11 protein-coding genes are annotated in these 12,343 nt (G+C 67.0%); 7 read left to right on the top strand and 4 right to left on the bottom strand.

Translation table 11 applies throughout. The annotated features are described in order from the left end of the window. Positions 1–19: 19 nt before the first annotated feature. Positions 20–2,125, bottom strand: coding sequence for an ATP-dependent DNA helicase RecG (gene recG / locus E3C22_RS21365; RefSeq protein ID WP_134763911.1), 2,106 nt, complete (start codon positions 2,123–2,125; stop codon positions 20–22). Between the two features lie 257 nt (positions 2,126–2,382). On the opposite strand from recG, the gene E3C22_RS21360 reads away from it, so the two are divergent. The 3 genes from E3C22_RS21360 to mfd all read left to right on the top strand — a co-directional run bounded on the left by E3C22_RS21360 (position 2,383) and on the right by mfd (position 6,603). Then, complete coding sequence (locus tag E3C22_RS21360) at positions 2,383–2,640, top strand: hypothetical protein (protein ID WP_134763910.1); 258 nt, start codon at positions 2,383–2,385, stop codon at positions 2,638–2,640. 118 nt (positions 2,641–2,758) lie between these two features. Further along, a complete protein-coding gene (locus E3C22_RS21355; protein ID WP_134763909.1) occupies positions 2,759–3,094 on the top strand; it encodes an FAD assembly factor SdhE in 336 nt (111 codons plus the stop codon). A gap of 2 nt (positions 3,095–3,096) precedes the next feature. Then, the gene (mfd, locus tag E3C22_RS21350; protein ID WP_425365000.1) at positions 3,097–6,603 is read left to right on the top strand and encodes a transcription-repair coupling factor; all 3,507 of its coding nucleotides are present in this window, start codon (positions 3,097–3,099) and stop codon (positions 6,601–6,603) included. Positions 6,604–6,682: 79 nt separating this feature from the next. On the opposite strand, the gene E3C22_RS21345 is transcribed toward mfd, so the two are convergent. The 3 genes from E3C22_RS21345 to E3C22_RS21335 all read right to left on the bottom strand — a co-directional run bounded on the left by E3C22_RS21345 (position 6,683) and on the right by E3C22_RS21335 (position 9,263). Next, the gene (locus E3C22_RS21345; protein WP_134763907.1) at positions 6,683–7,039 is read right to left on the bottom strand and encodes a hypothetical protein; all 357 of its coding nucleotides are present in this window, start codon (positions 7,037–7,039) and stop codon (positions 6,683–6,685) included. A gap of 116 nt (positions 7,040–7,155) precedes the next feature. Continuing rightward, entirely contained in the window at positions 7,156–7,527 is a 372-nt protein-coding gene (locus E3C22_RS21340; protein WP_134763906.1) for a hypothetical protein, read from the bottom strand. Between the two features lie 341 nt (positions 7,528–7,868). Then, on the bottom strand, positions 7,869–9,263 hold the full coding sequence (locus E3C22_RS21335) for a methyl-accepting chemotaxis protein (protein ID WP_134763905.1): 1,395 nt from the start codon (positions 9,261–9,263) through the stop codon (positions 7,869–7,871). 208 nt (positions 9,264–9,471) lie between these two features. On the opposite strand from E3C22_RS21335, the gene E3C22_RS21330 reads away from it, so the two are divergent. From E3C22_RS21330 to E3C22_RS21315, 4 genes are all read left to right on the top strand, one after another. Continuing rightward, complete coding sequence (locus E3C22_RS21330) at positions 9,472–10,359, top strand: DMT family transporter (protein ID WP_134763933.1); 888 nt, start codon at positions 9,472–9,474, stop codon at positions 10,357–10,359. 95 nt (positions 10,360–10,454) lie between these two features. Then, positions 10,455–10,646, top strand: a complete 192-nt coding sequence (locus tag E3C22_RS21325) for a twin transmembrane helix small protein (RefSeq protein WP_134763904.1) — start codon at positions 10,455–10,457, stop codon at positions 10,644–10,646. Between the two features lie 39 nt (positions 10,647–10,685). Beyond that, entirely contained in the window at positions 10,686–11,258 is a 573-nt protein-coding gene (locus E3C22_RS21320; RefSeq protein ID WP_134763903.1) for a cob(I)yrinic acid a,c-diamide adenosyltransferase, read from the top strand. A gap of 185 nt (positions 11,259–11,443) precedes the next feature. After that, complete coding sequence (locus tag E3C22_RS21315) at positions 11,444–12,193, top strand: electron transfer flavoprotein subunit beta/FixA family protein (protein ID WP_134763902.1); 750 nt, start codon at positions 11,444–11,446, stop codon at positions 12,191–12,193. Positions 12,194–12,343: the final 150 nt, after the last annotated feature.

The following is a 12,343-nucleotide window of genomic DNA, read 5'->3' as shown; positions in this document are numbered from 1 at the left end:
CGTCGCCTGGCTTTCCTTCTCACCCCGACCTCAGCAACCGCACCGCCTCGTCCTTCCCGAACAGATAGAGCAGCGCCCGCAGCGCCTCGCCGCGTTCGCCCTGCAGATCCGGGTCCTTCGCCAGCACCAGCCGGGCGTCGTCGCGCGCCACCTCCATCAGGTCGGCGTGGTGTTCCGTCCTCGCGATGCGGAAGAACGGCAGGCCCGATTGCTGGGTGCCGAGGAGGTCGCCTTCGCCGCGCAGCTTTAAATCTTCCTCGGCGATGCGGAAGCCGTCTTCGGTTTCGCGCATGACTTTCAGGCGGGCGGCGGCGGTTTCGCTCAAGGGGCCGCGATAGAGGAGGACGCAGGAGGAGGGCTTGTCGCCGCGCCCGACGCGGCCCCGCAGCTGGTGGAGCTGGGAGAGGCCGAAGCGCTCGGCGTGTTCGATGACGATGATCGTCGCCTCCGGCACGTCGACGCCGACCTCGATGACGGTGGTGGCGACGACGAGGCGCTTTTCGCCGCGCTTGAAGGCGCCCATGACGGTGTCCTTCTCCTCGGCATTCATGCGGCCGTGGACGACGCCGACGGTCTCCGGACCGAAGACCTCGGCCAGCTGGCGGCCGCGCTCCTCGGCGGCCATCAGGTCGCTCTTGTCGCTCTCCTCGACCAGCGGGCAGACCCAGTAGACGCGCTGCCCGCCTGCGATGGCGTTGCCGATGCGCTCGACCACCTCCTCGATGCGGTCGGTCGGCAGGGCCACGGTGGCGATCGGCTTGCGACCCTTGGGTTTTTCGGCGAGGCGCGAGACCTCCATGTCGCCGAAGGCGGAGAGGACGAGGGTGCGCGGGATGGGCGTCGCGGTCATCACCAGGAGATCGGCGCCACGGCCCTTTCTGGTGAGGGAGAGCCGCTGGTGGACGCCGAAGCGGTGCTGCTCGTCGACGATGACGAGGCCGAGATCCCCGTAAGCAACGTCTTCCTGAAAGAGCGCATGGGTGCCGACAATAATGTCGGTCTCGCCGCTCGCGATCGCGTCGAGCTTGGCGGCTCGGGCGCGGCCGTTGTCGCGGCCGGTCAGCAGCGTCATGGTCAGGCCGGCGGCGTCTGCGAGCTTCGAGAGGCCGGTGAAATGCTGGCGGGCGAGGATTTCCGTCGGGGCGAGCAGCGCCGACTGGCAGCTTGAGCCCGCCGCCACCGCCATCGCCATCAGCGCGACGATGGTCTTGCCGGCGCCGACGTCGCCCTGGAGAAGCCGCAGCATGCGCTCAGGCGCCGCCATGTCGGCGGCGATCTCGGCGAAGGCTTGCTCCTGGCCGGCCGTCAGCGCGAAGGGCAGGGCAGCGCGGACTTTTGCGAGGCGGCCGGCGGGGTCGGTCAGCGCCCGGCCGGGCACCGCCTTCTGGTTCTGACGCGACAAGGCCAGTGCCAGCTGGCTCGCCAGATATTCGTCATAGGCGATGCGCCGCCAGGCGGGGTTTTCGGGCGAGATGTCGGCGGCGTCGGCTGGATCGTGCAGCCGCGTCAGGGCCTCGGTGAAGGCAGGAAAGCCTTGGCTCTTGACCACCGAAGGCTCGATCCATTCGAGGAAGGCGGGCACCCGCTCCAACGCCTGGCCGATCGCCTTGCGCAAGACCTTGCCCGACAGCCCCGCCGTCATCGGATAGACCGGCTCGACGAGGCTCATCGTCTCGGCCCGCTCGAGGCTGGCGACGAAGTCCGGATGGACCATCGACGGCCGGCCGTTGAACCACTCGACCTTGCCGGAGACGACCATCGTCTCGCCGAGGGGGAAGAGATTCTCCATCCAGGCCGGCTGGGCCCGAAAATAGGTGAGCGCGATCTCGCCGGTCTCGTCCTGCACGAAGACGCGGTAAGGCGCGGATTTCTGCGCCCGGCCGGGGGCCTGATGCCGGTCGATGCGGACCGTGAGGGTGACGATCGACCCTTCCGGCGCGGTGGCGATCTCGGCGCGCTGGCGCCGGTCGACGAGGCCGGTGGGCAGGTGGAAGACGAGATCACGAATGCGCAGCGTCTCGCCGGGGCGCAACAGCAGCGTCTGCAGAAGGCCGGCAAGCTTCGGCCCGACGCCTTCGAGGGTCGTCACGGCGGCAAAGAGAGGGTCGAGGAGGGACGGGCGCATGGGGCGGGATTTGACCGCATCGGGCGGTCATTGCAAGCCGGCGGGCGGCGTGGCGGGCCGGTCGTTTCAATGCAGACGCCGTCGCTCCCGCTTGGCCGATCTCCCCCCTTGAGGGGGAGATGCCGCCCTTCGACTGGCTCAGGAGGCAGAGGGGGGTGACGCCGCGCCAACCTGTCCCAACGCCGGCGCCATACCCCCCTCTGGGTTGCCACCCATCTCCCCCTCAAGGGGGGAGATCGACGCGTCAGCGACCGCGCGTGCTTGCAAGCGATGGCCATGAGGCCATCGTCGAAGAGCGTGAACCCGGTCGCTCTCCGGGCCGGGACAAACGCCTGCGCTATGGCGAAAAGCGTCAGGCCGCGGCCGAGAAACAGGGCGCCGAAAAATCCGCTGAGGGCAGTGTGCAGGGCGACGAGGTCCAGGCACGCCGCAAAAGCGGGGTCGAGGCTTGCCATGACGCAAAGGCCGTAACCGACGGTGAAGAGCGCGGCTTTCCGGACGTTGAGGACGGGTAGACGCGCGGAGCCCCAACCCCTACATCTCGTCGCAACTTCCGACACGCAGGAGAACCGGGCCATCGAAACGCGTGGCCCGGCTTTGGCGCGTTTCCATCGGCAATATGGCGATCTTTCCATGACAGGCATGCAGCGCTCATCGAGCGATCTCGACATCCGCCGCCGCAAGGCGCTCTTCCGCTCATGGCATCGCGGCATCCGGGAGATGGATCTCGTGCTCGGGCAGTTCGCCGACGCGAAGATCGGGGAGATGAGCGAGGCCGAGCTTTCTGATTACGAGCAGCTGATGGAAGCGCAGGATCGCGATATCTTCGCCTGGCTGACCGGCGAGGCCGAGACGCCTCAGAATTTCGACACGGCGGTGTTCCGGCAGATCCGTGAATTTCATGTCGGCTCCGACGAGCCCGGCCATCTCGCGGTCGTCGCCGAGCGCGGCGGGGGAGCCGAGCGTTGAGCCTGCCGGAGCCCCTGAAGAAGGCCCTCGAGAAGGACGGCGCGCTCGACATCGGCGGCGTCGTCGAGGGCTCGGAAGCCTTCGTCCTCGCCGAGGTCGCCCGAAGCCGGGCAACGAAGCGGCCGCTCGTCTTCGTCATGCGCGACGGCAACCGTCTCGCCGAGGTCGAGGAGGCGCTGAGATTCGTCGCGCCGGACCTGCCGGTGCTCAGCCTGCCGGCCTGGGACTGCCTGCCCTACGACCGCGTCGGCCCGTCGTCGGACGCCGCGGCGCTGCGGCTCGCGGCGATGGCCTCGATCGCCAGCCTCAGGGACGATCCGCACCGGGCGGTGATTCTGACGACGGCGAATGCGCTTCTCCAGAAGATGCCGCCCGCCGAACTCCTCGCCGAAGAGGCAATCTCGGTCGGCGCCGGTGGCCAGATGCCGATGGAGAAGATTGTCACGGCGCTGACGCGGGGCGGCTTCGAGCGCGTCGCGACGGTGCGCGAGCGCGGCGAATATGCCGTCAGGGGCGGCATTCTCGACGTCTTCGCGCCGGGCGCCGAGGAGCCGGTGCGGCTCGACTTCTTCGGCGACACGCTGGAGACGGTGCGGGCCTTCGATCCGGCGAGCCAGAGGACGACGAAGCAGCTGAAGCGCTTCGAGCTCTCGCCGGTCTCGGAGGTGTCGCTGAACGAGACGACGATCAGCCGCTTCCGCTCGAACTACATCAAGCGCTTCGGCGCCGCCCAGCGCGGCGATGCGCTGTACGAATCGATCTCCGAGGGCAAGCGCTTCTCCGGCATGGAGCACTGGCTGCCCCTGTTCTACGAGCGGCTCGACACGCTGTTCGACCATTGCCGCGGCTTTGCCTTCGTCCTCGATCATCTCACCGTGGAGGCGATCGCCGAGCGCCGGGCGCTGATTGCCGATCACTACGAGTCGCGCAAGCGGCAGAGTGGCGAGACCGGCGGCGAGGGAGGCGTGCCCTACCATCCGGTGGAGCCGGACGCGCTCTATCTCGGCGAGGACGAGCTGGCCGGCGGCCTTGCCAGCGCCGCGCCGGTGCGCTTTTCCGCCTATGGTGTCACCGACGTCATCGGGCGCCAGGCCTTCAATCTCGACTACAGGCGCGGCCGGAATTTCTCCACCGAGCGGACCGCCGAAGGCGTCAATGTCTTCCAGGCGGCGGTCGAGCATGTGGCGAAGCTGCGGGCCGGGGGCCAGCGTGTGCTGCTCGCCGGCTGGACCGAAGGTTCGCGCGAGCGCCTGACACAGGTGCTCGAGGAACACGGGCTCGGCAGCGTCAAGCCGGTCGACAACCTGAAGCAAGCCCGCGAGGCGCCGAAAGATTTCGTCGTCACCGCCGTCCTCGGCATCGAGGCGGGCTTCGAGACCGGCGATCTGGTGGTCGTCGCCGAGCAGGACATTCTCGGCGACCGCCTCGTCAGGCGGGGCCGCAAGCGCCGGCGGAATTCCGATTTCATCTCGGAGGTCGCCGGTCTCGACGAGGGCGACATCGTCGTCCATGTCGATCACGGCATCGGCCGCTTCGTCGGGCTGAAGACCATCGAGGCGGCCGGCGCGCCGCACGACTGCCTGGAACTGCGCTATCACGGCGACGACCGGCTGTTCCTGCCGGTCGAGAATATCGAGCTTCTGTCGCGCTATGGCGGCGAGGGCTCCGAGGCGATGCTCGACCGGCTCGGCGGCGGCGCCTGGCAGGCGCGCAAGGCCAAGCTGAAGAAGAAGCTGCTCGAAATGGCGGGCGGCCTCATCAAGATCGCCGCCGAGCGCGAGATGCGCGGCGCGCCGCGGCTCTTGCCGCCGGAAGGTCTCTGGGACGAGTTCGCCGCGCGGTTCCCCTATGAGGAGACCGAGGATCAGCTCGGCGCGATCGATTCGGTCGCCGACGATCTCGCTGCCGGCAAGCCGATGGACCGCCTCGTCTGCGGCGATGTCGGTTTCGGCAAGACCGAGGTGGCCCTCAGGGCCGCCTTCATCGCGGCGATGAACGGGCTGCAGGTGGCGGTCGTCGTGCCGACGACGCTGCTCGCCCGCCAGCATTTTAAGACCTTCTCGGAGCGGTTCCGGGGTCTGCCGATCCAGGTGGGACAGGCCTCGCGGCTGGTCTCCTCGAAGGAGCTCTCGAACGTCAAGAAGGGCATTGCCGACGGCACGCTCGACATCGTCGTTGGTACCCACGCGCTGCTCGGCAAGGCGGTGAACTTCAAGTCGCTCGGCCTTCTGATCGTCGACGAGGAGCAGCATTTCGGCGTCAAGCACAAGGAGCGGCTGAAGGAGCTGAAGTCGGACGTCCACGTTCTCACATTGTCGGCGACGCCGATCCCGCGGACGCTGCAGCTTGCCCTGACCGGAGTCCGCGAACTGTCGCTGATCACCACGCCGCCGGTCGACCGCATGGCGGTGCGCACCTTCGTCTCGCCCTTCGATGCCATGGTGGTGCGCGAGACGCTTTTGCGCGAGCGCTACCGGGGCGGCCAGAGCTTCTATGTCTGCCCGCGGGTGTCCGATCTCGCCTCGGTCAAGGAGTTCCTCGACACCCAGGTGCCGGAGCTGAAGGTCGCGGTCGCCCACGGCCAGATGGCGGCGGGCGAACTCGACGACATCATGAACGCCTTCTATGAGGGCCAGTACGACGTGCTGCTCGCGACGACCATCGTCGAATCCGGCCTCGACATCCCGACGGCGAACACGCTGATCGTCCACCGGGCCGACATGTTCGGCCTCGCCCAGCTCTACCAGATCCGCGGCCGTGTCGGCCGATCCAAGCAGCGGGCCTATGCCCTGCTGACCCTGCCGGCGAACAAGACGCCGACCAAGGGCGCCGACCGGCGGCTGAAGGTGCTGCAGTCGCTGGATACGCTCGGCGCCGGCTTCCAGCTGGCGAGCCACGATCTCGACCAGCGCGGGGCCGGCAACCTTCTCGGCGACGAGCAGTCGGGCCACATCAAGGAAGTCGGCTTCGAGCTCTATCAGCAGATGCTGGAAGAGGCGGTCGCCGAGATGAAGGGCGTCGAATCGGAGACCGATGGCCAGTGGTCGCCGCAGATCACCCTCGGCACCGCGGTGATGATCCCGGAGCACTACGTCCCGGACCTGCAGCTGCGCATGACGCTCTATCGCCGGCTTGCCGATCTATCCGATGCCCGCGAGATCGACGGCTTCGGCGCCGAGCTGATCGACCGCTTCGGGCCGTTGCCGACTGAGGTCGAGCACCTGCTGAAGGTGGTTTTCATCAAGGCGCTCTGCCGCAAGGCCAATATCGAGAAGCTCGATGCCGGGCCGAAGGGCGTCGTCGTCTCCTTCCGCGACAAGTCCTTCGCCAATCCGGCGGCGCTGGTGCGCTATATCGGCGAGCAGGGGGCGGCGGCGAAGATCCGGCCCGACCAGTCGATCGTCTTGATCCGCGACTGGCCGACGCCGGAGAAGCGGCTGAACGGCGCGGCGACGATCGCCACCAATCTCGCCCGCTTCGTCGACGAGGGCGAGAAGAAGGCGGCCTGAGACGAGCGCCGCCACAGGCGAAGCCATCCATGGGGGCATCGCGCCACGCCGCAGCGCCCGCCGTCCGTTTCAAGGCGTTTCACCCTAGCTTGTCGAGATAGGAGGCAGTCACCGCCTGAGCCGGGGTAAGTTCGCCATCAGGCGCTGTGCCGCCGCTCGGCATCGAGCCGAGGCCGTCAGCGTCGATGAACAGCCAGGCCTTCGAGGCGAGGGTCTCCAGAGCGGTCCGATTGCGCAGTGTCAGATAGTCCGCCAGCGTCTCCTGAGCGGTGGCACGCAGGCTCTCGATATAGTCCTCGTCGATCTTGCCGGTAACACCGTTCGCCGCGCCCGGAAAGGCCGTGGCGGGGGCCGCGTCGGGCTGGTCCAGCATCAGGTCGGAAGAGGCTGCCAGCGGCTCGGGACGGACCGGCAAGGCAGGCGATATCACGGACATGCGGCAAGGCCTCCGGTTTCGAGACTTGCCGCGATCCTGCTCTTAAAATTCTTTTCGCTGATTATCTATTCGTTTGACAATTTTAACGGTCGATCAATCGTTTGCTGATCGAGGTTTCAGACGCCGTCGCTGCGATAGGCAGCCTGCGCGACGGCGACGCTGACCGACCCGGTGGACGCCTCGACGGTCGCTTCGCCGCCATCGCTCGACGTGACCGCGGTGACCATCACGATCGAGGCCTCGGCGGCCTGTCCTTCCAGCTGCATGCGGGTGCGGATCGCCCGGGAATTGGCGGCCCGCTCCTCGGCTCTCGCCTTCAGCTCCTCGATATAGGCCTGGGTGATCTCGGGCGAACGGGCCGCGCCGGCCAGCGATGCGCGCAGTTCCTCCGGAACGGGCGCGGCGCTGCGGGCGGACGGCGAGAAGGCAGCGGGGCTTTCCGCATATGCCGCAACCGGCGATCCGAGCGAGGCCAACTGGCTGGTCATTGTCACAAGGGGGATTCCCGAATGCATGTCTTCGGGAACAGGTGAACGGCAAAATGTTTCGGCGATCCTTTCCGCACGGCGACGATCTTAATCAATCGGCCCCGGGCGGCGGAGAATGGCGCCTCGGCGCGGGGAATGGCTGGCGAAGTCTTTCCCGGATGCGGCGCAATTGAATCGCTTCCTCACGGACCCGCCTCGCGCGCCGTGGGTTCGAAAGGAGGCACACAGGACGGTCAAGTCCCTGAAACAGGCATCGGCCCGAAAATCGATTGCGATTTTCGGGCCGATGTTCGCGACGAAGGCGATCCGTGACGAAGCCGAGGCGGGATGGTGCCGGCCGGTCAGGCGGCCCTGCGGTAGGTCGCTGCCGCCGGAGCGCTCTTTTCGACCTCGAACTTCTCGACGATCCCGTCGAGCCTGTCGGCCTCGCTCGCCAGCGAACGTGCCGCGGCCGTCGCCTCTTCGACGATGGCGGCATTCTGCTGGGTCGCCTTGTCCATGGCGTCGGCGGCGCTGGAGAGCTCCCGCAGGCTGGTCGCCTGGTTGCCCGCCGAGCTGGCGATCTCGTTGATCGTATCGGTCATCGACGTGACCTCGGCGACGATCTCCTCGAGGCTCTTGCCCGATGCCGTCACCAGCTCGACGCCGCTTTCCACCTGTTCCGAGGAGGTCGAGATCAGGCTCTTGATCTCCTTGGCGGCTTCCGCCGAACGCTGGGCGAGCGCCCGCACCTCTTGGGCGACGACGGCAAAGCCCTTGCCGGCCTCGCCCGCCCGTGCCGCCTCGACGCCGGCATTGAGGGCGAGGAGATTGGTCTGGAAGGCGATCTCGTCGATCACCGAGATGATCTGGTTGATCTGCTGCGAGGAGCTTTCGATGCGGTTCATCGCCTCGATGGCCGAGGCGACGACTTCGCCGCCGCGGGTCGCCTTTTCACGTGCCGTGGAGGCGGTTTTCTGGGCAGCGCTGGCATTCTGCGCCGTGGCGTTGACTGCCCGCGAGATCTCGTTCAGCGCCGCGACGGTCTCTTCGAGCGTCGCCGCCTGCTGTTCGGTACGGCGCGACAGATCGTCGGCCGTCGAGGCGATCTCGTTCGACGTTGCCGCGACAGAACGGACCGATTCGGTCACCTCGCCCATCGCTGTACCGAGCGAGCCGATCGCCGAATCGAAGTCCTGGCCGATCCGCTCGAAACCGGCCGGCATCTTGGCGCCGACGCGGACCGACAGGTCGCCGCCGGCAACCTTGGCGAGGCCGTTCGCGAGCGTCTCGAAGGCCGCGACCTGCTTCTTGGCCGCAGCCTCTTCGGCAAGGCGGGCCTTTTCCTGCTGCTCGCGCATTTCGACCATGATCGACATGTCGACCAGAAAGGTGAACAGTGCTGGGCGTCCGTTCACGGTGCCCTGCATCAGCGTCACGAAGCCGGGGAAGGTGCTGCCGTCGCAGCGCTTCATCTGCCATTCGAAGCGGGTGACGCCGTCCCTTGCGACGGCCTGCATATGCCGACCGGCGAGTTCGGAGGACGCCGTGCCGCAGGGCTGGCGCTCGGGAGCGAGATTTTCCGGCCGCATGCCGATCAGCTGCGACCGATTGCCCTTCAGCATGCGCTCGGTGGCGGGGTTGCACTCTGTCAGGATGCCGTCGACGAAGACGTAATAGGCGTCCGGCGACAGGCGGAAAACCTCTTCCGCGACCTGATCTCCGAAGGTTTTGCTCGACCGAATTCTATTGAACACTTATCATTCTCCGGATTGGGCAACGATCTACGGGAACAATCGAGAAAATTCGTCAAAAAATTACTATCGGCACTGCGCTCTTCAGGGGCATGGACGACAAGATCCCGAGCAGACTTGCCGCCGCCGTGGCAAAAAGGCGCAGGAGCGCTGTAGAGGGAGCCGATATTTCCGAGCGCCGGAGGGTGGCGCCCCTCGACCCTTCCAGATGATGGCCTGCGTGCAGCGTTTTCTTCCCGCCTTCCCTGCGATCTTCGTCCTGCTCTGGTCGACCGGCTTCATCGGCGCGCGCTACGCCATGCCCTATGCCGAGCCGTTCACCTTCCTGTCGATGCGCTTCGGCCTCGCCCTCGGGCTGCTCGGCATCATGGCCGTGGCCGCCCGGGCGCCATGGCCGCGGGTGCGCCTTGCCGGCCACTCGATGATTGCCGGCAGCCTGATCCACGGTGTCTATCTCGGCGGGGTGTTCTTCTCCGTGCGCCACGGACTGAACGCTGGCGTCGCGGCGCTGATCGTCGGGCTGCAGCCGATCATCACGGCCGTGATCGCAGCGCCGGCGCTCGGCGAGACGGTTCGGCCGCGCCATGCGCTCGGCCTGGCGCTGGGACTCGCAGGCGTCGCGCTGGTCATCCTGCCGAAGCTCGGGGCGAGCGGCGACTACCACTTCGTCAATGTCGCACCGGCCTGCCTTTCGGCGCTCGGCATCTCGATCGGCACCATCTGGCAGAAGCGCTTCGCCACCGGCATCGACGTCAGGACCGGCACCTTCTACCAGTATCTCGGCGCGCTGCTGCCGACGCTCGTCATGGCCGCAGCGTTGGAGACGATGGCGGTCGAATGGAACGGCGAAGTCGTCTTCGCCCTCTTGTGGCTGACCGTCGTCCTGTCGATCGGGGCGATCTTCCTGATGATGATCCTGATCCGGGAGGGCGCGGTGTCGAAGGTCGCATCGCTGATGTATCTGACGCCGGGCGTCACCGCGGTGATGGCGTATCTCCTGTTCGGCGAGACGCTTACCCTCGTACAACTCGCCGGCCTGCTCCTGGCGGGCGTCGGCGTCGCGGCCGCGATGGGCCGCATGCGGCGGCCGGCGGGGTGAACCGCTGGAAAGAGCGACGAGTCGCGGTTCGATGAATTGCTCGTCGATCTTATATGCTTGTGGATGACCACTCGTTTCGAAACCGAAAGGACGGCATGTCCAGTTTCCTGACCTACATGGCTCTCCTGGTGATGATCGTAACGGCGGGGGTGCTGCTCGCCGGGCTGGTCAACATGATGCGCGGCGGCTCGGGCAACACGTCCCAGAAGCTGATGCGCGCCCGCGTCATGCTGCAGGGCCTGGCGGTGATCCTCATCGTCGGCGTCCTGCTGCTCGCCAAGCATTGAGGACCGGTCTGAGGCCGAATCGGAGCGAGGGAGGCGGAGTTGGTCCGGCTGAACAAGATCTATACGCGCACCGGCGACAAGGGCGAGACCGCGCTCGGCAACGGCGAGCGCCGCTCCAAGGCGGATCTGAGGGTCGAGACCTACGGGACCATCGACGAACTCAATGCCGTGATCGGTCTTGCGAGGCTTTATACCGGCGACGCGCTAGACGCGATGCTGGCTCGGATCCAGAACGAGCTCTTCGATCTCGGCGCCGAGCTCGCGACCCCCGACACCGGCAAGAAACTCGAATTCGAACCCTTGAAGGTCGTGGATAGCCAGGTCGAGCGGCTCGAGGCCGAGATCGACGCCATGAATGACAAGCTCTCGCCGCTGCGGTCCTTCGTGCTTCCAGCAGGTTCGCCTGCCGCGGCGCATCTGCACCATGCGCGCACGGTGGCGCGGCGGGCCGAGCGGCTGATGATCGCGCTGGCCGTCAAGGAGGGCGAGCCCGTCGCCGACACCGCGATCCGCTACGTCAACCGGCTGTCCGACCACCTCTTCGTCGCCGCCCGCATCGCCAATGACGAGGGCCGCGCCGACGTTCTCTGGGTGCCGGGCGGCAGCCGCTAGATCGCCGCCGAGGGCGGGCGGCATTGCGAGCGTCCGGGCCATAGGGCTGATTTTCGCGTCGTGCCTCTTAGGTTCCGCCGTGAATGCCGCGCGACCGGCCTGTTGTCGGCGCTTGCCAAGGCGCCTCGCTTTGCGCGAGAAGTGCGCCGACAAAATCAGAGTTTCGACGTATCGAAGGAGCGCCCATGAAAGTTCTCGTCGCAGTCAAGCGGGTGGTCGACTACAACGTGAAGATCCGGGTGAAGTCCGACGGTTCGGGCGTCGAGCTCGCCAATGTCAAGATGAGCATGAACCCCTTCGACGAGATTGCCGTCGAGGAGGCGATCCGCCTGAAGGAGGCCGGCACCGCGAGCGAGGTGATCGCCGTTTCGGTCGGCCCGCAGCAGTCGCAGGAGACGATCCGCACCGCGCTGGCGATGGGGGCCGACCGCGGCATTCTCGTCAAGACCGACCAGCCGACCGAGCCGCTCGCCGTCGCCAAGATCCTCAAGGGCGTCGTCGAGGCGGAAGGCCCCGACCTCGTCATCGTCGGCAAGCAGGCGATCGACGACGACTGCAACCAGACCGGCCAGATGCTCGCCGCGCTGCTGGGCTGGAGCCAGGGCACCTTCGCCAACGAGGTGGCCTTTGCCGACGGCCATGCCAAGGTCACCCGCGAGGTCGACGGCGGCCTGCAGACGGTCGATCTGAAGATGCCGGCGGTCGTCACCACCGATCTGCGCCTCAACGAGCCGCGCTACGCCTCGCTGCCGAACATCATGAAGGCGAAGAAGAAGCCGATCGAGGAGAAGAGCCCCGACGATTTCGGGGTCGACGTCTCGCCGCGTCTGGAGGTTCTCAAGACCGAGGAGCCGAAGAAGCGCGAGGGCGGCGTCAAGGTCGCCTCCGTCGACGAGCTTCTCGGCAAGCTGAAAAACGAGGCTGGCGTCCTCTGAGGGCGTCCGGGTGGAACGCCGCCGGGAGCCCTTGAAGGCGAGGCGGCGTGACCCGGCCAGGACAGGCTCGGCGTCTGCCGGGCGGCTATTTCGAGGATTTTGCGCTTCATCGCCGTCCAGGCGATCCGACCGGAGCGCCGGAGAGACAAG

This window comes from Jiella endophytica (assembly GCF_004519335.1).
GTDB classification, from domain to species: Bacteria; Pseudomonadota; Alphaproteobacteria; order Rhizobiales; family Rhizobiaceae; genus Jiella; species Jiella endophytica.
The sequence above is the reverse complement of the archived record's forward strand: the minus strand, read 5'-3'. Positions and strand labels throughout refer to the sequence as shown.